At 43.9% G+C, this 20,339-nt stretch carries 25 protein-coding genes; 19 read left to right on the top strand and 6 right to left on the bottom strand.

All coding sequences use genetic code 11. The annotated features are described in order from the left end of the window. Positions 1 to 222 precede the first annotated feature (222 nt). Positions 223 to 900, top strand: a complete 678-nt coding sequence (locus tag GBV73_RS06510; RefSeq protein WP_152880210.1) for an aspartate/glutamate racemase family protein — start codon at positions 223 to 225, stop codon at positions 898 to 900. Between the two features lies 1 nt (position 901). Here GBV73_RS06510 and GBV73_RS06505 read toward each other — a convergent pair whose 3' ends face one another. Beyond that, a complete protein-coding gene (locus tag GBV73_RS06505; RefSeq protein ID WP_152880208.1) occupies positions 902 to 1,729 on the bottom strand; it encodes a translation initiation factor IF-2B subunit alpha in 828 nt (275 codons plus the stop codon). 122 nt (positions 1,730 to 1,851) lie between these two features. On the opposite strand from GBV73_RS06505, the gene GBV73_RS06500 reads away from it, so the two are divergent. Continuing rightward, on the top strand, positions 1,852 to 2,538 hold the full coding sequence (locus GBV73_RS06500; RefSeq protein WP_152880206.1) for a TBP-interacting protein: 687 nt from the start codon (positions 1,852 to 1,854) through the stop codon (positions 2,536 to 2,538). A gap of 43 nt (positions 2,539 to 2,581) precedes the next feature. Here the strand turns inward: GBV73_RS06500 and GBV73_RS06495 are convergent, their stop codons facing one another. Next, positions 2,582 to 4,456 carry a threonine--tRNA ligase gene (locus tag GBV73_RS06495; protein ID WP_152880204.1) on the bottom strand — a complete coding sequence of 625 codons (1,875 nt, stop codon included), beginning with the start codon at positions 4,454 to 4,456 and terminating at the stop codon, positions 2,582 to 2,584. Positions 4,457 to 4,578: 122 nt separating this feature from the next. Here GBV73_RS06495 and GBV73_RS06490 point away from each other — a divergent pair, with 122 nt between their 5' ends. From GBV73_RS06490 to GBV73_RS06475, 4 genes are read left to right on the top strand one after another with little or no spacing between them, the layout of a single operon-like run. Continuing rightward, entirely contained in the window at positions 4,579 to 5,178 is a 600-nt protein-coding gene (locus GBV73_RS06490; protein WP_042698500.1) for an exosome complex RNA-binding protein Csl4, read from the top strand. A gap of 10 nt (positions 5,179 to 5,188) precedes the next feature. After that, positions 5,189 to 5,818: a DUF2067 family protein gene (locus GBV73_RS06485; RefSeq protein WP_152880202.1), complete on the top strand. Its 630-nt coding sequence runs from the start codon at positions 5,189 to 5,191 to the stop codon at positions 5,816 to 5,818. Then, a complete protein-coding gene (locus GBV73_RS06480; RefSeq protein ID WP_042698494.1) occupies positions 5,808 to 6,095 on the top strand; it encodes a DNA-directed RNA polymerase subunit L in 288 nt (95 codons plus the stop codon). The genes GBV73_RS06485 and GBV73_RS06480 overlap by 11 nt, the downstream gene beginning before the upstream one ends. Before the next feature lie 30 nt (positions 6,096 to 6,125). Beyond that, positions 6,126 to 6,512, top strand: coding sequence for a ribonuclease III family protein (locus tag GBV73_RS06475; protein ID WP_042698491.1), 387 nt, complete (start codon positions 6,126 to 6,128; stop codon positions 6,510 to 6,512). On the opposite strand, the gene GBV73_RS06470 is transcribed toward GBV73_RS06475, so the two are convergent. Next, positions 6,509 to 7,315 (bottom strand): sugar phosphate isomerase/epimerase, encoded by an 807-nt coding sequence (locus GBV73_RS06470; protein WP_152880200.1) that lies wholly within the window; start codon positions 7,313 to 7,315, stop codon positions 6,509 to 6,511. The genes GBV73_RS06475 and GBV73_RS06470 overlap by 4 nt on opposite strands. Positions 7,316 to 7,399: 84 nt before the next feature. Here GBV73_RS06470 and sppA point away from each other — a divergent pair, with 84 nt between their 5' ends. From sppA to GBV73_RS06435, 7 genes are all read left to right on the top strand, one after another. Continuing rightward, positions 7,400 to 8,404 carry a signal peptide peptidase SppA gene (sppA, locus tag GBV73_RS06465; protein WP_152880198.1) on the top strand — a complete coding sequence of 335 codons (1,005 nt, stop codon included), beginning with the start codon at positions 7,400 to 7,402 and terminating at the stop codon, positions 8,402 to 8,404. A gap of 5 nt (positions 8,405 to 8,409) precedes the next feature. Next, positions 8,410 to 8,880 (top strand): PH1570 family protein, encoded by a 471-nt coding sequence (locus GBV73_RS06460; RefSeq protein ID WP_152880195.1) that lies wholly within the window; start codon positions 8,410 to 8,412, stop codon positions 8,878 to 8,880. Positions 8,881 to 8,884: 4 nt separating this feature from the next. Beyond that, positions 8,885 to 9,880 (top strand): AI-2E family transporter, encoded by a 996-nt coding sequence (locus tag GBV73_RS06455; protein WP_152880193.1) that lies wholly within the window; start codon positions 8,885 to 8,887, stop codon positions 9,878 to 9,880. Between the two features lie 180 nt (positions 9,881 to 10,060). Then, positions 10,061 to 10,291 carry a FeoA family protein gene (locus tag GBV73_RS06450; RefSeq protein WP_152880191.1) on the top strand — a complete coding sequence of 77 codons (231 nt, stop codon included), beginning with the start codon at positions 10,061 to 10,063 and terminating at the stop codon, positions 10,289 to 10,291. Continuing rightward, positions 10,291 to 12,336, top strand: coding sequence for a ferrous iron transport protein B (gene feoB / locus GBV73_RS06445; protein WP_152880189.1), 2,046 nt, complete (start codon positions 10,291 to 10,293; stop codon positions 12,334 to 12,336). Before GBV73_RS06450 ends, feoB begins: the two co-directional genes overlap by 1 nt. A 12-nt stretch (positions 12,337 to 12,348) precedes the next feature. After that, positions 12,349 to 12,606 (top strand): winged helix-turn-helix transcriptional regulator, encoded by a 258-nt coding sequence (locus GBV73_RS06440; protein WP_152880187.1) that lies wholly within the window; start codon positions 12,349 to 12,351, stop codon positions 12,604 to 12,606. An 81-nt stretch (positions 12,607 to 12,687) separates the two neighbouring features. After that, the gene (locus GBV73_RS06435) at positions 12,688 to 13,929 is read left to right on the top strand and encodes a sugar phosphate nucleotidyltransferase (RefSeq protein WP_152880185.1); all 1,242 of its coding nucleotides are present in this window, start codon (positions 12,688 to 12,690) and stop codon (positions 13,927 to 13,929) included. Between the two features lie 15 nt (positions 13,930 to 13,944). On the opposite strand, the gene GBV73_RS06430 is transcribed toward GBV73_RS06435, so the two are convergent. Continuing rightward, entirely contained in the window at positions 13,945 to 14,742 is a 798-nt protein-coding gene (locus GBV73_RS06430) for a diadenylate cyclase (protein WP_152880182.1), read from the bottom strand. Between the two features lie 133 nt (positions 14,743 to 14,875). Between GBV73_RS06430 and GBV73_RS06425 the strand changes: the two genes are divergently transcribed. Genes GBV73_RS06425 through cyaB form a run of 3 tightly spaced genes read left to right on the top strand, consistent with a single transcriptional unit; the run spans position 14,876 to position 16,403 of the window. Beyond that, a complete protein-coding gene (locus GBV73_RS06425) occupies positions 14,876 to 15,409 on the top strand; it encodes a UbiX family flavin prenyltransferase (protein ID WP_152880180.1) in 534 nt (177 codons plus the stop codon). Position 15,410: 1 nt separating this feature from the next. Further along, positions 15,411 to 15,893 carry an Lrp/AsnC family transcriptional regulator gene (locus tag GBV73_RS06420; RefSeq protein ID WP_152880178.1) on the top strand — a complete coding sequence of 161 codons (483 nt, stop codon included), beginning with the start codon at positions 15,411 to 15,413 and terminating at the stop codon, positions 15,891 to 15,893. After that, a complete protein-coding gene (gene cyaB / locus GBV73_RS06415; protein ID WP_152880176.1) occupies positions 15,894 to 16,403 on the top strand; it encodes a class IV adenylate cyclase in 510 nt (169 codons plus the stop codon). Here the strand turns inward: cyaB and GBV73_RS06410 are convergent. Further along, positions 16,396 to 17,589, bottom strand: coding sequence for a redox-regulated ATPase YchF (locus tag GBV73_RS06410; RefSeq protein WP_152880174.1), 1,194 nt, complete (start codon positions 17,587 to 17,589; stop codon positions 16,396 to 16,398). The two genes, cyaB and GBV73_RS06410, sit on opposite strands and share 8 nt — an antisense overlap. Positions 17,590 to 17,598: 9 nt before the next feature. Then, complete coding sequence (locus GBV73_RS06405; RefSeq protein WP_042697929.1) at positions 17,599 to 18,651, bottom strand: aminopeptidase; 1,053 nt, start codon at positions 18,649 to 18,651, stop codon at positions 17,599 to 17,601. 128 nt (positions 18,652 to 18,779) lie between these two features. Between GBV73_RS06405 and GBV73_RS06400 the strand changes: the two genes are divergently transcribed. From GBV73_RS06400 to GBV73_RS06390, 3 genes are read left to right on the top strand one after another with little or no spacing between them, the layout of a single operon-like run. Beyond that, positions 18,780 to 19,010 carry an LSm family protein gene (locus GBV73_RS06400; protein ID WP_042697942.1) on the top strand — a complete coding sequence of 77 codons (231 nt, stop codon included), beginning with the start codon at positions 18,780 to 18,782 and terminating at the stop codon, positions 19,008 to 19,010. A 17-nt stretch (positions 19,011 to 19,027) separates the two neighbouring features. Continuing rightward, positions 19,028 to 19,216 (top strand): 50S ribosomal protein L37e, encoded by a 189-nt coding sequence (locus GBV73_RS06395; RefSeq protein ID WP_042697945.1) that lies wholly within the window; start codon positions 19,028 to 19,030, stop codon positions 19,214 to 19,216. A gap of 53 nt (positions 19,217 to 19,269) precedes the next feature. Continuing rightward, positions 19,270 to 20,274 (top strand): ABC transporter substrate-binding protein, encoded by a 1,005-nt coding sequence (locus GBV73_RS06390; RefSeq protein WP_172967211.1) that lies wholly within the window; start codon positions 19,270 to 19,272, stop codon positions 20,272 to 20,274. Positions 20,275 to 20,339 lie beyond the last annotated feature (65 nt).

The following is a 20,339-nucleotide window of genomic DNA, read 5'->3' as shown; positions in this document are numbered from 1 at the left end:
CGGCCTGTGAGGGTTAGGCTACCTTGGGGTGGCTTAACTCCTCACGAAGCCCCGTCCTTGCGGACGGGGTAGTTCACCGCCTGTGGATTACCGGAGAGAAAAAGCCCCGAAAGGTTGAAAGTGGAAAAAGATAGGAGACGGCAAGCCTCAGGAATAGATAGTGGAATTCTTTTTCACAAAAACCTTCATAAGCTTCTGCTCTATTTTTTGGTTGGTGGTGCTATGAAGAAGATTGGAATAATAGGTGGCACGAGCCCGGAATCCACCCTGTACTACTATAAAAAATACATCGAGATCTCAAGGGAGAAGTTTGAACCATATTTCTTTCCGGAGCTGATAATCTATTCCATAAACTTCAGGGACTTTAAGGACAACCCGGATGGATGGGAAGGCAGGAAGAGAATTCTGATAAATGCCGCAAAAGCCCTCGAAAAAGCAGGGACGGAGGTTATTGGGATCTCCGCAAACACTCCACACATTGTTTTTCCAGAAATTAAGAAAGAAGTAACCGCTGAGATGGTCAGCATAATCGATGCAGTTGCTGGAGAAGCAAAGAGGAGAAACCTCAAACGGCTCCTTCTCTTAGGAACAAAAACCACAATGACAATGCCATTTTACAAAAATGCTTTGGAAGAAAAAGGGTTTGAGGTAATCGTTCCGAGAGAAGAGGAAATCGAGGAAATCAACAGGATAATCTTCGAGGAACTGATGTTTGAAAACCTCAAAAGCAAAGGATGGCTCATTGAGCTTATTGAAAGGTACGCAAAAAGCGAAAATATTGAAGGCGTTATACTGGGTTGCACTGAACTTCCCCTTGCAATAAAGCGGGAGGATGTGAGCGTTGAAGTTTTGGATAGTGCTGAAATTCACATGCGGGCTTTGATAGACGCTGCCCTCTGACTTAAATTTCTTTTGGCGGTACGAGAATGCCTAGCTCTGTGATTATCCCCCTTATGTATTTCCAGGGTGTTGCATCGAAAAGGTAGTTCCTTATTATTGTATGGTTTCTCTTGAATTTTCTCTCTGTGATTTTGACATCTTCAGCTTTTGCCTCTGGGTGTATTTTAAAGCTCTCCGCCGCAACGTAGAGGGGAACTCCGTTGTCGTGACAGGCAAGTGCAAGCAGGTAAGTTCCAGCTTTGTTAAAAACGTAGCCGTCTTTGGTGATGTTGTCGGCACCTACCAATGCCAGGGTTGCCTTCTTTGCAAAAAGTCCCAGCTGAGCGTCTGTTATAACCTCGAAGGGGATTTCAAGCTCTTCAAGCTTTTTGGCGAGGAACAGGCCCTCGTAGTCCGGTTCGCTCTCGGTCAGAACCACTTTAAAGATCTTACCTTTTTCTTTTGCTTTCTTTAATATCTCAAAGACTGTCGAAGAATAGGAGTGTGTTATAATGACTTCGTTGTGGTCTATCAGCTCGCTTCCAATGTTCCCGATTTCTCGCTTTGCCTCTTCACTCAGCTTTATGAACTCCTCTGCTTTTGCCTTAATGAACTCTGGATCTGCGGTTATTGGCATGAACCTAACCAGGTTGTAAAGGGACGCCATGGTGGGATTCACGTTGATGATTTCAACCCCGAGTTCCTTGAGCTTTTCAACCAGCTCTTCCCCTTCAAACCTTTCTGCGAGCAGCATGTAAGCTTTAGCTCCCATTTTTGCTAGATATGATGCTCCATGGACTTTTTCTTCATTCATTCCTTTTAGGAGCTCTTCTATCTCTTCGGGAAGCATTGTCTCACTCCACTTTTCTCTTTCATTTAGGCTTTAAAAGATTTTTTCGCCTCTGCAACCCTTTTTAAATTTTTCCGGGAAGACTTATTAATCCCAAGGTTGAGGTTCTAACGGTGGTGTGAATGAAATACAGCGAGCTAAGTGCCAGAGTGAAGGGAGTCTACTCAAGAATAAGGATGCTGGATGATTACCATTGGGACATCTATGACGATAGGATAGTTGGCTATCACAGAAAGAGCAGACTCCCTGTTAGGATAAAACTTGCGGAGAGCAAGGAAGAGGCCGAGAAGTTGAGTGGAGAAAAAGAGGAGTACGGAATAGACATAGTAGTTCTTCCTGATAACGGAACGTTTTACATAAAGAACGGCGCTTTCGTACTCTCAGAGAGATTTTTGAAGGCCACGTTGATGGATATCCACGACCATATAGTCTGGAGAGGATTTAAAGTCGTCGAAAGGGATGGAGGGCTCGTTCAAGAAGATTTTTATGAATATCTGGGCGGACTTTTAGTTAGGCATTTGAAGAACAACATGATGAACGGTCAGGATTACGTTTTCTGGCAGTTCTACAAGTGTGAAAAATGTGGAAAATACGTCGATATAGAGAACGTCCCCGACCACTTAGCCAAGCACGGCATCAATGTTGCTGAAAAAGATAGCGAGAAGTATGAGATATTTGAACTGAACTTCCTTGAGGCAAAGGTCTTCAATAAATTTGGAGAGGAAGTCCCACAAAGCCAGTTTGTACCAGAATCACAGGCTTTTCTGAAGGAAATGCTTGGCGAACCAAAAATCCAGGAAGAAGAATGAACTTCTTTTTTCCTTCTTTTTGAAATAAAATGGGGAAAAGAAGTCACCCTCTAAACTTCGGCCTCATGCTCACAAGCAGTGGCAGTGGCCTCGGCTTGTAGGGGAATCCTTCTGTTTTCTGCCTTATTTCTTTTATTAAGTCTTCAATTTGCATCTCGTACTGGCCACCTTCTCTCTTCCTGACTGTAATTACTCCCATTCTCTTCTCGTTTTCACCAACGACAACTATGTATGGGATCCACTCTTTCTCTGCTTCCCTTATCTTCTTGTTGAGCCTCTCGTTTCTGTCATCGACGTCGACTCTTATCTTTGCTCCCTCAAGCTTTCCGGCAACGTAGAGGGCATAATCAAGGTACTTCTCGCTGACGGGGATGACTCTAACCTGGATTGGGCTAAGCCACAGTGGGTACATGGGTTTCTTGCCCTGCTTCATAAGCTTTGCCTGCTTTTCAAGGATAGCATACATTACTCTCTCTATTGCCCCACTTGGCGAGCAGTGGAGAATTAATGGATATTTCTCCTCTCCGTTTTCGTCGTAGTAGGTTATGCCGAATCTTTGGGCGTTCTCCACGTCTATCTGCACCGTGCTTAGCGCTGCTGCCTTGTCGAGGTTGTCCACGAAGTTGAACTCGAACTTGAGGATGAAGTAGAAGAACCTCTGCTTCCACATCTCGATTAAAACAGGCTTTCCGATTATCCTTGCGAGCTCTACTATGAAGTCCCTGTTTTCGTTCCAGAAGTCTTCTGTGAACCTTATTGCCACTTCGTAGTCCTCTGGGGTCAGCCCAACTCCCCTAAGGACTTCCATACTGAGCTTGTACTGCTTTTTGAACTCTTCCATTGCCTGCTGTAGGTCTTTGGCTACCGTGTGCATATCGGGCATTGTAAATGCCCTGAGCCTTCTCAGGCCGGAGAGCTCACCGCGCTTTTCCCTTCTAAATGAGTACCTCGTGAGCTCGTACATTCTAAGCGGCAGGTGGCGATAGCTGATTGTGGCGTCCTTCTTTATGAGGAACTGGCCAAAACAGGCTGCAAATCTGAGGAAGAACTTCTTATCGCCGCTTTTTACTATGTACTGCCTTGCCGGAAATCTGTTTAAGTACTTCTCAAGGGCTGGGTGTTCGAAATCGTACATAATCGGCGTTTCGACTTCCATTGCTCCATATTCGATAACCTTCTCCGTCACGTAGTTCTCAAGAAGGGACTTTATGAGCCTTCCCTTTGGATAGTACCTGAGGTTTCCGGGGTCGCTTCCCTCTTCGTAGTCCACAAGCTCCTGTTCAAGCATTATCTTAACGTGAGGAGGTTCTTCCGTTGCAACTCTGCTCTTGCTTATTTCATAGTTTGCAAACTTCTTGAGGTTTTCATAGCCAGAGAAGTCAAACTTGTCCACCTCAATGAGCTCTCCTTCTGGCGTGAGAATGTACCAGTAGCTGACGAGCTCCTCTTCCTTCTTGAGGGCTTCGGGCACTTCCTCTTCCTTCTTTGCTTCACCCGGTATGATTGTCCTTGAAAGCTCTGCTAGGGGGTGACCTTTGCAGCTGAGTTTGAATGCCTTGTAGTATCCAAACGGTGCTCTCTTAACGTTGTAACCCTTCTCTCTGAGCTTTTCCTCGATCTCTTTGAGGATTTTTAGAGCTACATCAGGAGAACCGAGCTCGCTGCTTAGATGGGCGAAGGGATAAACGAAAATGTTCTTTGTTTTTACTTGAGCAGCAACATCCTCTATCTCTTTAACAGCCTTCTCAACAATTTCTTCTGGATTTTGCTCATCTACCTTCTCCACGCTTATAAAGGCAGCAAGAACTTCATCAAGCCTGCCTTTCTTCTGTTCTTCACTTATCTCCTCGGGCTTTTTCAGGGCTTTGTCCTTTACCTCATACTCGAGATAGTCGCTGTGTATCAGCAGCATTTTCATTTATACCACCACCTCGTTCTACTTGGCAAAGCTACATAAAAGTTGCCATAAACCTTTTTATAGGCTTTCCTCATCCATAAACTTAAAAGTTTAGATGGGCTAAGTTTAGTGGTGGTGGGTGGATGGATGAAAAAGAAAAGAAACGGGTAAAAGACGGCGATATAGTTCTTCCCGGAGATTATCTTGGGGTTATTGAGGAATTTCTTCCCGGTGAGGGCATAATAGAGGAAGATGGAGAGCTATATGCGGCAAGGGCTGGAAGAGTTAGAATAAACTCTGAAAAGGTTGAAATATCTGTGGAGCCACTAACAGACACTCCACCTCTCCCGCAGGTAGGGGATGTTGTAATAGCGAGAGTTATAGAAGTTAAACCCCAAGCCGCCATAGTTCAGCTGCTCAGAATTGAGGGTAGAAAGGGCTACAGGGAGATAGCTACGTCGAAACTGGCCGGGATACACATATCCCAAGTTAGAGATGGCTACGTGGAATCAATGAGCAACGAGTTCAAAATCGGAGACATTGTTAGGGCAAGAGTATTGACCAACGAAAAAAGCCCGATACAGCTCACCACAAAGGCTCCTGACTTAGGAGTGGTTTATGCTCTCTGTTCCTCATGCAGGAGACCTCTGGTAAGAAGGGGTAACGTGCTTATATGTCCAAACTGCGGGAGAACAGAGACAAGAAAGCTTTCGACGTACTATAGAAAGCTGAAGCTGGAGTAAGGTGTAAAAAATGAAAGCCAAGAAAGTTATGGTTATTCACGTTAAAGATGATATCGAAAAGGAGGAGCTCATGAAGGAGCTACAGAAGCTTGAGCTTCCTGCCTTTATTTATGTTCACGGCAAGTTGAACTCCCTCAAAGTAAACATTCAGGGGACTAAAGACGAGATAAGGGAAGCTATGCAGAAGGTCAGGGAAATTCATCAAAGGGTGCGCTCCCGATTGTACCCAGATAGAAGAGGGCTTTATCAATACAACATCGATGACATCTTCAGAGAAGCTGGAACAAGCGTTGCGGTTCCTATCCTTTTAAAGACCCTTGAACTTCTCGGGGAGACAGCTGAGCTTAGGGACAATAGGCTTATAAGCTCCCTTCCATGGAGCGAAATTGTGGAATTAACTAAAAAACTCGGAGATGCACTGAGCGAGATAGCTTTGCAGACTACGAGACAAATAAGGGAGGTTGTACTGCCCATAGCTATAGCTTTTGAGCTTGATCCTCAAGAGGTCTTGGATCTTGCCCTTGAGCTGGGGGTTGCTGAGTATAAGGAGGATAAATTTAAATATGAACTTATCAAGAATAAGGAGCAAGCACTGGAGATAATGTTGAAAAAACTTACAGGTGAGGAAAATGAAGATTGAGGTCATAAAGCGTGAAGAAAACTTGCTCGAATTTTATCTTGAGGGGGAAGATCATACATTTGCCAACTTACTCAATGAGGTGCTTCACGAAAACGAGCACGTCACATTTGCCGCATACACCATAGAGCACCCAGTTCTCATGGCAAGAAAGCCGAGGTTCAGGGTTGTCACCGATGGAAAAATAACTCCCGAAAAGGCTTTGGAGGAAGCTGCTCAGAAGATCTTCGATAGGGCAAAGGAAGTCCTTGAGGCCTGGGAGAAGGCAGTAAAGGGGTGAAACTCCTTTTTAATTTTGAGAGGGTAAGGAATGGAGTACTCAATGAACTTTAACGATAAGAACCTCTCAAAGTTCGGGGATTCGCTTGTCAACTTTATATTTTCTCTCGCCTTAAGCGAGTACCTCGGCTATCCCAGTGCTGGGAGAGTACCCAATGCATCACTGAGCATTGCACTTGAAAAAGCCAAGCTGCTAAGCTATGTTCCGCCGAGGACAGATAAACACGGAAGGGGCGATATTGCTGAAGCGATTTTGGCCTATGCTTGGCTTGAAAAGAAAATAACCATAGAAGAAGCCGTGGGTATTCTCAAAAAGAACTTTACCCCCGAAGTTCTACACCCTTCGAGAAAGAAAGAAGCAATCGGCAGTGCCTTCGGGGAACTTTTAAAAGTAGTAAAAGAGAGACTGGAGCTTTAAATGCTGGTAAGCAGCTCTATTAACCCCTTCTTTGGTGGAATTCTTGCGAAAGTGTCGGGGTCTTTGATTTTAAGAAGCAGGGGCACTTCTCCGAAAAGCTTTAGCACTTTTCCAAAGGGGATTTTTCCTTCTCCGGGCATCAGGTGAAGGTCTCCGACACCATATGCCAGGGCATCCTCGGGTTCTACTTGCGGGAAGAGCTTTCCGAAGTTATCGTGAATCATAAGGATTATCGTCTTATCTGTGCCAAGCTTTACATCCTCTAAAAACCTGTTCTCGTCGCCTTGAGCACTTAGAAACGCGTGTCCCAAATCAAGGGCAAAGCCCACGTTTTCTCTGTTGACACTTTCGACGACGTATAGCGTGTCCTTAACGCTGTAAGTGTTTTCGAGGGCAATTTTGATTCCAAATTTCTCTGCTATCTCAGCTAGCTGCTGTAAGGCTTCTATCTCAAGATCAAGCCTCCCAGTGCGGCCGCTTTGCATGACCACTATCTTTGAGCCGAGCTTTATTGCCACATCGATTACAGCCTTAGCCACCTTGAAATGTCTGGTGTAGTATACGCTGTCTCTCAAATTCACTGAAGTGGGCATTCTAATTGTGTAGTTTACTCCAACTCCCTTTAGGGCGTTTTCTATTGGGCGTAAGTTCTTTTCGATTACTTCTCCATTTTTTATTAGGCCAAGCGTATGAGGGAATATCTGGACAAAATCGTAATCCTTAATCTTTAATTCCGCTAAAACTGATGCAAGACTTTTTCCTTTGTTCACAAGATGGGGATAAACACTTACTCCTATCTCCATATTTTCCACCTTTTGCTTTTGTTAGAGATTATGGAAACACCAAATTTAAAAGTTTCCAAAGCCATTTCACTTTAGGTGACTCTAATGGAGAGAGAAATATGGAAGTATCTCAGCTTTATCCTTGCGCTCCTCTTAGCATTATCAACGGTTGCAGGAGTACTCCTCTATACTCAAAACACCGAATTACAAAAAGCCCTCCAAGATAAGAATTTTACAGTGGTTTACAAAGAAACGGTAAAGGAAGTGGAAAGCAACACCACATTGGCCCTTCAGGCAAAAATAGAAGAGCTGCAGAGAGAGATTGAATATCTCAAAAGCCAGATGCGGGGAGAGGTAAGCGAAGGGGCCAACGTAACTGTGGCAATACTCCCTGTTGTAGGTCCAATTGATGAAACCACTGCTTTGGATGTAATTTCTAAAATCAGGGAGATAAGAAAGGACGATAACATCAAAGGAGTTGTTCTGTGGATTGAAAGCCCCGGAGGTTATGTGGGGCCGGTTATAACCATTTATAAAGAGCTGAAAAAATTATCTTACCAAAAGCCGGTAGTCGCTTATACCGGAGGCGTAGCCGCTTCGGGGGGGTATTTCCTCGCATGTGCGGCTGATAAGATAATAGCAGATCCTCTCGCTGAGGTTGGCAGCATTGGTGTTATTTACGTCCACTACAACTTGGAGCAAAACTACGCTCAAAATGGTGTCAAGGTAAACGTGTTTAAGACAGGTAAATACAAGGATATGGGTGCAGAATGGAGAGACCTTACTGATGAGGAGAAAGAGATGATAAAGAACACTATAAACACCTATTTCGAGTATTTCCTCCAGGTTGTCAGCGAGGGAAGAAAGCTCGACATGAACACGACAAAGGAATATGGCGACGGAAGGGTTTGGTTTGCAGGCGACGTTAAGGGCACCCTAGTTGATGACACCGGTGACTTAGACTATGCAATAAAAACTCTTGAAGACATTCTCGGCGTGAAGAGCGCGAATGTAGTGCTTTACGACGCTCAACGGACTGACTTTGGTGTTTATGAGAGCTCTTCACTCTACATGCCCCCTAATTACGTCGCCTCCTATATACGGAGGTGATGTGAATGCAGTGTGAAGAGCACCTCGAGGTGTTTGAGAACGGCTTTGAAGACGGAAAATTTAACCTGAGAATTGAATACTATGGAGGGGATGCGAGAAAAGTCTTGCTGTCTATTATCTATGAGCTCTATCAACCCATATATGGCAGTGAATACGTATATCCATTTGAATGTGCCAAGGAGTTCTGGGGGATTTTCATGGATCCTAGTGAAGTTGTTCCAGAAGAGCTTCAGTTGAGCAGACCCAAGTTCATCAACCAGTCTTTAATTGATAAAGCAGAGAACCTATTGGAGGAAATAGATGCCCCGGAGGACGTGAAAGACCTTATCGACGTTAAGAGCGCAGAGATCTACAAACTAAAAGATGGACTTTTGGTAATTGGAAAGAATTTCTTGCTTGATGGAGCCAGAAAAACCCTTTTTGTATTTAACAAACCTCAGGCGAGAGAGTTGATACTCAAGTATCTTAGGAGATGATTCCATGAAGACTGAACACATTGTCTGGATTGCGGTCTCTCTTATAATTCTTTTCGTTGTATGGAAAACCGTGGAACCTCTTATCACCCCGATAATCTTTGCTTTGGCGGTTGCGTATATTCTTCATCCTCTTCATGAAAGGCTTGCAAAGAAGCTTGACACCAAAAAATCTGCAGTATTGCTATCGGCTTTGATGAGCCTCCTCTTAGTTGGCTTTATATTTGGCATAGTGCTGTGGTTTAGAGATGTAACCAGGTCACTGGTAATTTACATAAACGAATCACTCGCATGGTTTCTGTCATTGAACCTTCCTCTTGATGTGGAGCAATCAGCCGCGATTCTGGTTGAAAGGGTTTCGGAAAAGGTAAGCGAATACCTCCTCAATTACACCCTTTCTATCCCCAAGCTGATTCTCCAGGCTATCGTTTTTATCACAGTTTTTTATGGAATGCTTGTGCACTCAGAAACTTTATCTAAAGAGCTTTATGCACTGCTGCCCGAAGAGAGGAGAGACTTGGGTATGGAGCTAGTAGAAAAGGCAAAAGAGACGTTAAATGCCATTTTGAGGACTTGGCTTATGCTGAGCGTCTTTAAAGGCGTTCTACTAACACTGGGCTTTTATTTCCTTGGGGTGGCGAACCTCAGTGGAGCAATTGCAGCAGGGATACTCTGCGTTGTCCTTGAGCTTTTACCCGTTATTGGGGGATGGATAGTGTGGATAGCTGGGGCCATCTATCTGTTTACTCAGGGGGATATCTTTGCAGCGGTCATGCTCTCGGTATATGGTGTAGCTTTAATATCTCCTGGCCCTGATATTACAATTAGGCCAAAACTTGTTGCAAAAGGTGCAAAAATAAACCCTGCCCTTGCACTGGTGGGAATATTTGGCGGAATAATGGGCTTTGGAATAAAGGGATTAATAATTGGCCCTGTAGCTTTGGGTTTGCTTTCAACACTGCTGGAAGAGTGGAAGGAACAAAAAGGAAGGGCTAAATCCTGAATCCCTTTGCTATTTTTCCCTTGTTTTCCCGCTATTATGCGAGAATAGCAGTGTGGGGAGATGTTTCAGAACTATTCTCCTTTGATTTTCAAACTTTTTTAGATTTTTAGGCTCACCAAATCTTTTTAAGGGTATCTACACACCATTAACTAGAATTAGGTTTGCCTAATGGTGATGCTCATGTATGTACGATTAACTCAGATGCGTGAAGGAGAGAAAGGCGTTGTGGTGGACATCCAAGGAGGGTATGGGGCTAGGCAGAGGCTTTTGTCCATGGGAATAGCTCCAGGAACAAAGATTTTCGTCCTCAAATCGGGAAATCCTGGCCCGTATATAATCGCTATTGGAAACACCCGCATAGCCCTGGGGCGAGGAGTGGCGGAGAAGATAGTTGTTAGGAGGGAGCTTTGATGAGTTCTTGTTGCAGCGTTGAAAAAGTTCCAGAAGAAAAGAAAGAGGGCCTAAAAGTCGTTGCACTAGCGGGCAATCCAAATGTGGGGAAAACCACGATATTTAATGCCTTAACCGGTTTAAGGCAGCATGTAGGTAACTGGCCCGGTGTAACTGTTGAAAAGAAAGAAGGCATAATGAAATACCGTGATAAAGAGTTTCTGGTGGTTGATCTCCCCGGAACGTATTCTCTCACTGCAAACTCTGTAGACGAGCTCATTGCGAGAAATTTCATCCTAAACGGGAACGCAGACGTTATTGTGAATGTGGTCGATGCCTCCTGCCTTATGAGAAACCTCTTTTTGACGATGGAGATATTTGAGATGGGCGTCAAGAACATTGTCATTGCATTGAACAAGATTGACATCGCAAGAAAAAGAGGAGTTCACATTGATATCAAAAAAATGGAAAAAGTTCTTGGGGTTCCGGTAGTTCCAACAAATGCCAAAGAGGGCGAGGGGCTGGAAGAATTAAAAAGAACAATAGCCAGCATGGCCGAGGGGAGAATAACTACAAACCCTGTGACTCCAGTGTACGAGGAACTAATAGAGAGGGAAATAGAGCATATATCCGGCCTTTTGAGAGGAACTCCATTGGAAGAGATGTACAACATCAGATGGCTGGCAATAAAGCTCCTCACCAGGGACCAGGAAGTGATAAAGCTCGTTTTGGACTACCTTGGTTCAGGAAAAATGGATGAGATACTTAAGCATATAAGCGAGCTGGAAGTTTACTATAAGCGCTCCCTTGATATTGTAATTGCAAACCAAAAGTATGAATTTATAGATCAACTCATGCATCAGTTCGTAACTCACTTTGGAGAAGCTAAGGAAACTTTCAGCGACCAGATAGATAAGTTCCTCACTCATCCGGTTTACGGACTTTTGGGACTTTTGGGTGTGTTCTACGTTCTGTTTAAATTTGTGTTCACAATTGGTGCTCCTTTGCAGGAGCTCTTGGACAGTGCCTTTATAGCACTCGGCGAATTTGTTGCACCGGTTATCAGCAATGAAGCTCTGAGGGGCCTTATTGTTGATGGAATTATCGGTGGTGTCGGGTCAGTGTTGAGCTTTTTCCCTCTAGTCTTTCTGCTGTTCGTTGCAATGTCGATCCTCGAAGACAGCGGGTATATGGCTAGAGCGGCTGTTGTAATGGAAGGCATAATGAGAAAGTTTGGCCTTCCTGGAAAGAGCTTTATTCCAATGGTTCTAGCATTTGGGTGCAACGTTCCCGCTATAATGGCAACGAGAACTTTAGACGACGAGAGAGATAGAATATTAACCATGCTGATAAACCCACTCGTCCCATGCAGTGCGAGAATGGTGGTTATAACTTTCCTAGCAGGAGCATTCTTCAGCGACCATAAAGCCCTTGTAGCGGTGGGGATATATGCAATTTCTCTATTTCTAGCTTTGCTTTCGGCTTTAATCCTTGGAAAGTTCGTTGTTAAAGGCGAAGAGAGCCCGTTCATAATAGAGCTTCCTGAGTATTCCTCTCCTTCATTGAAGGTTGCACTAGTGCACTCATGGGAAAGAAGCAAGGAATTTCTAAAGAAAGCTGGTACCGTAATTTTACTCGGCTCCGTGGCGATATGGTATCTAAGCAATTATCCCGAACCCATAGGCAACGGCTTGAGCTATGCAGAAAAGCTTGGAAAAGTGTTTGAGCCCTTCACTGTGCTCATGGGCCTTGACTGGAAGGCAGCTGTTAGTTTGATCTTTGGAATAATTGCTAAGGAGAATGTTGTTGCAACGTATGGAATAATATATGGCATAGGAGAAAACGAAGAAGCCCTTATATCACTGATGCAGAATGCCATGACTCCTCTGCAGGCGTTTGTTTTAGCTTTGGTGACTACATTATACATCCCCTGTATAGCAACAATAGGGGCTATAAGAGCTGAAGGGGGAAACAAGTGGGCTTTTGTGGCTTCCATCTACAATCTTCTGCTTGCGAGCGTAGTTGGCATTGTGGTTTACAACGTTGGTCTTTTGCTTGGACTTTAAGAGGTGAACAAAATGGGAAAGCTCGATGACGTGCTGGAATTGATAAAGAATGGGGCGAGAAGCCCCAAAGAAATAGCTGAGAGACTGAACCTCACAGTGGAGGAAGTTGAGGGAATCATAAAAATCCTTGAAAGCTTAGGCTATGTGGAAAAAGTCAAGATGGGCTCTTCATGTTCGAGCTGTCCCCTAAAGAAAATCTGTCCCGGCAGTTGCGTTGTGTTTAAAGGCAGCATATACGAGCTTAAGAAGGATGACCATAGAAGTACATAACATGAAAGGTCGTTCATCGAGGGGATATTTAATGCACGTAAAATATTTAAGGTAGTAATCCAATGTATTATTGGTGATACTATGAAAGCTGTTATTCTTGCCGGTGGTTTTGGAACAAGACTGAGGCCGCTCACTTCAACAAGACCAAAGCCCATGATACCGGTTCTCGGCAAACCAAACCTCCAGTATATACTTGAAAACCTGGAGAAGATAAAAGAGATTGACGAGGTTATCCTTTCTGTGCACTACATGAGGGGAGAAATTAGGGAATTCATAGAGGACAAAATGAGCGATTATCCGAAAGACATAAGGTTTGTCAACGACCCGATGCCCTTGGAAACTGGTGGTGCCATCAAGAACATTGAGGAGTTCGTGGGAGAGGAATTTTTGGTTATTTATGGGGACGTTTTTACCAACTTCAACTTTGAAGAGCTCATAAAAGCACACAGAGAAAACGATGGACTCGTTACTGTAGCTCTAACAAAAGTCTATGACCCGGAGAAATACGGTGTTGTTGTTACAAACGAGGAAGGAAAGATAGTTGATTTTGAAGAAAAGCCCCTAAAGCCCAAGAGCAACGTAGTAGATGCGGGAATTTACATGGTTAACAAAGAAGTCCTGAAAGAGATACCCAAAGGAAAAGAGGTCTACTTTGAGAGGGAAGTTCTTCCAAGGCTCGTGAGTCAGGGCCAGGTTTATGGCCACATGATGCCGAGAGAGAACTACTGGGTTGATCTTGGAACTCCCGAAGACTTCTTCTATGCTCACCAGCTTGCACTGGATGAAATCGCCAAGAACAATGGGTATTATACTGTAGAAGAAGGAGCTGAAGTGCCAGAGGACGTTGAGATACAGGGGCCAGTGTACATTGATAGGAATGTCAAAATAGGACACGGAGTTAAAATTAAGGCATATACCTACATTGGGCCAAACACAGTTATAGAGGACAAAGCATATCTCAAGAGGTCAATACTCCTGGGATACGACATAATAAGGGAGAGGAGCGAGCTCAAGGATTCAATTCTTGGAGAAGGTGTTGTAGTTGGCAGAAACGTCATAATAAAAGAAAACGCTGTAATTGGAGACTATGCAAAGATTCACGACAACCTTGTGATATACGGTGCGAAAGTGCTCCCATGGAAGAAGGTTGAGGAGTACGAGGCGTACATAAAGATAAAGCTCGACCCAACCAAGGTGAGACCGGAGCTTACTCCAGAAAGATGTCCTCTCGGACTGCCAGAGTGTATATACTCGAAGTTTAGAGCCATGGCAACAGAAAAGCCACCATGTGATGAGTGTATAGAAAACCAGTGGCTCTTCTGAACCTTTTATTCTTTTTTAATGCAGCCTTGGGTTGTACTCGAAGATTATCTTCCCGTCCTTGAAGACTCTCACTATCCCGCTCTCTGACACTGTTATTGCTATTGCTTTAGTAACTTTTGAAATCCCTGCCGCTGCTAGGTGTCTGCTTCCCAGCCCGGAGGGAATGTTTACGGTTACTTTCTTAAAATCGATGTCCAAATACCTTCCCGCACATAGTACTCTGCCTGACCTGCTTATAACAAAGGCTCCATCCAAAAATGCGAACTCCTTTATAATTTCCTTACTCTCCTTATCGAAGATGTTTATCTTATATCCCTTGAAGGGGTTTGGCACCATCTGATGGGAATATTTAATAACGTTTTTTGTGTCCCCTATCACAAATATTGTCCCTACTGGCTTTCCTTCTCTGCCTTCAAGGCTGAGCTCTATGGCAAGCTCAAGAACTTCCTGGAAAATGTGCTCAATTTGAGAGAAAAACTCATCTTCGACCTCTACTGCTTTTTTAGCTTTTCTAATGCCCAACGTGGATGGGGTCACGTATATGAACGTTTCTCCCTCTTTGATTATTCCCTCAGCTATCATAAAGCTCGAAGCTAAATTTACAAGATTTTTGGTTCCCATTGAGAGGGGAAGGGGAAGGGTTTTAAGGTTATGTTGTTTGCTTGTTTCTCTCCCCACTAGAAGGATTGGTATGTTCACTTTGAGGGGCTTTTTTAGTTCTATGCCAATGACAACTAAGGCTTTAATGTCCAAGAGCCCTGTGAGCTCCAGGGCTTTTTTGAGAAGAACCTCTGCGTAGTCATTTCCCTTCATCTTCACACCTGAGTGTAAATATGGGCAACTTAACCTTATAAACATTGTTTCGAAAAGCTATGCATCCGTTATGAAATTCACACAAAGTATTTTAAGTACCTAAACGTAAAAGTACTCAAAACGGTGAAGAGCTATGAGAATTGTGGTTGCCATTACTGGGGCGAGTGGAGTTATTTATGGGATTCGATTAATTGAGGTTCTAAAAGAGTTGGGGCATGAGGTCGTTAGCGTTGCCTCAGAGACGGCTTTGAAGGTTATAAAATATGAAGTGGGAGTTGACTTTAAGCCTGATTTCAGAGAGAATGATCTCTTTGCACCAATAGCCTCTGGCTCTTATGGGTTTGATGCCCTTGTTGTGGCTCCGTGTTCAATGAAAACGCTGAGTGCTATAGCTAATGGGTATGCTGATAACCTCATTACGAGGGCTGCAGACGTTGCTCTAAAAGAACGAAGGAAGGTAGTATTGCTGATAAGAGAGACCCCTTTAAACTTGGTGCATATCCAAAACATGTTGAAGGTTACACAAGCTGGAGCAATTGTTATGCCAGCGTCCCCAGGATATTACCATAAGCCTAAAAATTTAGACGACATCATTAATTTTATAATCGGGAAAACTTTAGACATCTTGGGGATACCTCACAATTTGTACAGGCGATGGGGTGAGTAGGATGATATATCTTGACGACCTGGACAGGGCGATTTTAAAGATTCTTAAGGAAGATGCGCGGATAACAATTTCTGAGATTAGTGAGAAGTTGGGTAAGCCTGAATCTACCATACATTTCAGAATAAAGAAGCTTATCGAGAAGGGAATTGTGGAAAAATACACGATAGTTCTGGGAGAAGTTGCAAGGCCTAAGGAAGTTGCTTTTGTAGTAATAGGTATAGAAAAACCAGTAATAGAGGACTTTTTAGGGAGATACCTTGAGTATGTGTCAAGAAACCTGGCAAATCTCCCCAATATTCTCTTGGTGGCAAAAACGGAGGACGAGAAGATAGTTGCCCTCGTTGGGGCGGAAACGAAAAATGAGTTGAATGAGTTCATTGAGGAAAACATAAAGACCATACCAAGTGTGCGGGAGGTTGTGGTTTATCCAATAACGGAGTTCAAGAAGGGAGAAGAAATTAAGGGGCTGCTGCTGGGGATTTAAATGGAAGTTGAGGTAAAATTTAGGGTCGTCCTGGATGAAATAAAAGAAAAAATAGAGAAATTGGGAGCTAAACTAGTCAGAGAAGAGATTCAGGAGGATCTTTATTTTGACGTCCCCCTCCCCAACCTTCTCCGCATTAGGCATATCGTAAATACAGGCGAGGTTATTCTCGGATACAAAGAGATTAAAGACAAGAGAAATGAAGAATTTGATGAGATAGAGGTTGAGGTCGGGGATTTTGACAAGACCAGGGAGATTTTAAAGCGTTTGGGGTTTACAGAGGATATATGGGTTAAGAAGCACCGATATGTGTATAAGCTTGGCAACGTTACTTTTGAGCTAAATCGGGTCGAGGGGCTCGGGGATTTTCTGGATATAGAAGTCATAAGCGATAATGTGGAAGATGCTAAAAGGGAGATATGGAAAGTTGCGAGGGGACTTGGACTAAAAGAGGAAGATGTCGAACCAAGGCTTTACCAGGAGCTTATAAAAGGAAAAAGAGTCACCTAGCGGTGGCAACTATCTTTATGATGTCGTTAAACTGAAGCTCGTAGTCTTCTCCTACCCTTCTGTGGGTTTTGGCGTTGATGGCGTAGAGGAAAGTCCTTCCCAAATCGGTGTGCACCTTAAATGCAAGGTCTCTCGGCGTTGAACCCTTCTTCATGAGAAATACATGCGGCAGAACGTTTCCGAATTGATCGGTTAGCTTGTGTTCATCCTCCACAGGATAAACAGGGATTAGCTGAAGGAGCTCAAAAACTGCTCTGTTTATCACCTCTTGAACTCCTGTGGAGCCGAACCTGTTGAGCACTTTCTCTTTAATGAGCTCCAGTCCCTGTTTCTGCTTTTCGTTTAGAGGTCTTAAAATCTTAAAGTCTCCTGAGCCGGGGATGTAGTCGATGTACCCGGCTTTAGCGGCTTTTCTAAGTGTCAGCTCGGCAGCTGCTGATGTCGGCACTACTATGTACCCTCTTTTCTCCCCTTCTCTGATTAACCGCTTTATCTGCTCATCATCGGCAGCGTCGGCTTTGTTTGCGGCTATTATCATAGGCTTGTTTATCTTTCTGAGCTCTCTCACGAAGTTAAACAGATCCTCATCGCTCCATTTTGTAGGGTCGTCGTTTAAATTCGCTTTATGCATAGCATCGAGTACGTCATCTTCGCTAACTCCAATTCCAGCAAGCTGGTCCGCTATTGCTTTGGAAAGCTTTAAACCCTGCATTTTTACTCTTTTTGCAAATTTTTCCCAGTTTTTCCTTAGAATTCCGTATATCCAGTAGTCTATTTCCTTCTCCAGGAACTCTATGTCCTCGACCGGGTCGTGATAGTCTGTTGGCTGCCCCTCTGCGTCTGTTTTTCCAGTTGCATCGATAACGTGTATTAGAGCGGATGCCATCCTCAAGTCGTCCAGGAACTTGTTTCCGAGCCCCCTTCCCTCATGGGCTCCTGGCACTAATCCCGCAACGTCTATCATCTTTATTGGAATGAGAGCGATTCCGTTTTTGTACTGATAGTTCTGTGGATTTGGGGTACAGTTAAGCTCTTTGCACGGATGTTCAGCGGTTGCGTAAGTAACACCGATATTGGCGTCTATTGTGGTAAACGGATAATTCGCTATCTGAACGTCTACAAGGGTAGCTGCTGCAAAAAACGTTGACTTTCCCACGTTTGGCTTCCCTACAACTCCGATTTCCATGGTACCACCTCAGAGTATTGTGAATTCTCCCTTTTTCATGATAATCTCCCCGTCAACCTCTACACTCGGATACCAAACTAGACAGTCATAATGGTTCAAAGCAGGGGCATCGTTGTCGTAATTTGCTCCTATGGCTATGTGTATAGTTTTTCTAATCTTTTCATCCTCCAGCAGCTTTCCTGACATCTGGGCCTTTGGGTTGAGCCCTATACCGAGTTCTCCAAGATGCCAGGCGTTTCTTGCATATTCTTCCTTCCCCATTTCAAGTGCCATTTTTTCAGCTCTTCTTATAGCTTCTTCAAGCCTCTTTGCATCTTCTCCCCCTTCGACCTTTGTGACGAGCCCGTTCTCAACATAAACCCTGACCGGTTCTTTTGGTATGATGCTTTCTCCTCCGAGACCTAAAGTTCCATCAAAAACTATCACACCTTCGCTTTTTCCAACTGCAGGGGATATAAAAACCTCTCCCGCGGGAAGATTTCCCCCTCTTCCCGGCTTTCTAAAGTCTCCATCGTCTTTTAACGGCTTTCTGCCATCAATGTTTATCCAAAGGTCTGTCCCCTTTTCGCTTGTTATGTGGACTTCTTTCCCTTTTTCCAGAACCTCAGCCAGTATCTTTGCTTCCTCTCTGAGCTTTTCATAATCTATTGGGACACTTCTAAGATACATCTCCTTTGTTATTCCCGGGCTCCAGAAGGCTCTTATCCTTTTGTCCCCTCTCAACAGTTTTTCAAAAATGTGCGTGTGTTTTTTGTTGTCCCTTCCAATATACCCAATGTTGACACCATAGGGATCTTTTCCAAGCTTCTTTTCACTTATGGATATTACAATATCTGGCTCTGATTTTATCGCCTCTATGACGGCCCTCTCAGCATAATCTAAGGCCCCCTTTGGGCTCTGCACTATTACTGCTGGTTTTGCCTCGAACTCTTTGGCGGCTTCAAAGAGGCTCAGAGATATCTCAAGGGTTTCTCCAGGGTTGGTTACTATTAAAACTTCTTCTCCGTTCTCTACTCCCAAAACCTGTTCCATAACAATTCTTGATACATCGATTAGCTTCATTTTTTCACCCCAACCCTCATTTGCTTCTCCCCTTAATTAGACTTATGCTTAAGAAGGGAAAGAGTTATAAAGCAAACTTCCCGTTATCACTTTGAACGTTATCTTTGATTATTTAGGAGGGAAGAAAAATGGCGGAAAGACCACTTGATGTCGTGCACAAATCACTTGACAAGGAAGTTTTGGTAATCCTCAAGAGAGGATCCGAGTTTAGGGGAAGACTTATCGGTTATGATATCCACATGAATGTTGTGTTGGCTGATGCTCAGCTTATTGAAGAAGGCGAGCCAAAGAAGAACTATGGTAAGATCGTTATTAGAGGAGATAATGTGTTGGCTATCTCCCCTGTTGAGATAGAATGAGCGAGAGGTGAGGCTTCGTGGGAAGCGGAACAGCTCCTCATGGAAAAAGAAACAGAACTCCTACTCACATAAAGTGCAGGAGATGCGGAAGAAAGTCCTTCAACACTAGAAAAGGCTACTGTGCAGCCTGCGGTTTTGGAAGAAGCCGCAGAATGAGGAAATACAGCTGGAGCCACAAGTGGAAGAAGGCAAGAAACCTACTCTGATTTTCTTTCTTTTTCCAATAAAATTATAAAAGGCTGTGTTCTTAGCCTTTCTCATGAGCGCTAAAGATGCTATTTTGAAATATCTTAAGGAAAAATCCCATGAAGGAGCACTTCAAAGTGAACTTTACGAACTTGGCTATTCTAGATCCACGATAGCTGAGGCAATTGAGAGTCTGGAATCTGAAAAAATTATCGTTAGAAGGGAGATTGGAAAAAAAGCCTACAGAGTGTGGCTCATTGAAGAGGCACCTTTTCCCATTAAGGGCATTCTCAGACTTGGAGTACTGAAGGCCGTTGAATATCCCCACGCTCTTTTAACAGCCAAAGACCTCGAAAAAAAGCACGATGTTAGGGTAATCGTTTACAGCAGTGCCTTGGAGCTTACGAATGCTTTGGCACTGAGCAAAGTTGACATGGCGTGCTCGCCCCTAGTAACCCAGGTGCTTTTTGGACTCCTAACTAAGAGCTTAAAAATTGCTGCTGGGTGCGGCTTTGGTGGAAGCGGGCTTATTGTCAGGGAAGAGCTCAGGGAAGGGTTAACTATAGGCTCGTCTGAGCTTTCCACGATGGAAACAATGTTAAAGCTCTTTCTAGAAAAGCACGATCTCATAGGCAAAGTGAACGTAATCTACTTTAAAAAGCCTGAGGAGATGGTGAAGTCATTTCTGGAAGGGGAAATAGATGGTCTAAGCATATGGGAGCCTTATCTAAGCAAGCTGAAAAAGATGGGGTTTAGAGAGTATAGATATGCGGAAAAGTTTGGCCTGTATCCCTGCTGTACTTTGGGGGTAAATCGAGAGTTTCTAAAAACTAACGCGGAAATCTTCAAAGAGTTCATGGGGCTGTACAGAGAGAACACCGAAAGGCTGGAAGAAAGGAAGGGAGAGGCGTTGGAACTTATGGTTAACTTCTTTGGATTTAGCGAAAATGAGATAAAAGAAGGGCTGAAAGGATTTGTCTTTGACTACAGGCTAAGCAAAGAGCAGATTGAAGCAGCCCTGGAGCGGTTTGGTCTTAAGGTCTTCAACCTCGATTCCCTTTTAGCAGGGCGTGTTTAGTTTCACCCCCTGTTATTTAAACAGTATTTGACTCTGAGGAGGATTTTCAGACCATAACACATTAC

The sequence above is a fragment of the Thermococcus sp. 101 C5 genome (genome assembly GCF_009372125.1).
Lineage (GTDB): Archaea > Methanobacteriota_B > Thermococci > Thermococcales > Thermococcaceae > Thermococcus_A > Thermococcus_A bergensis.
This window is presented reverse-complemented; position numbering and strand designations above follow the sequence as displayed.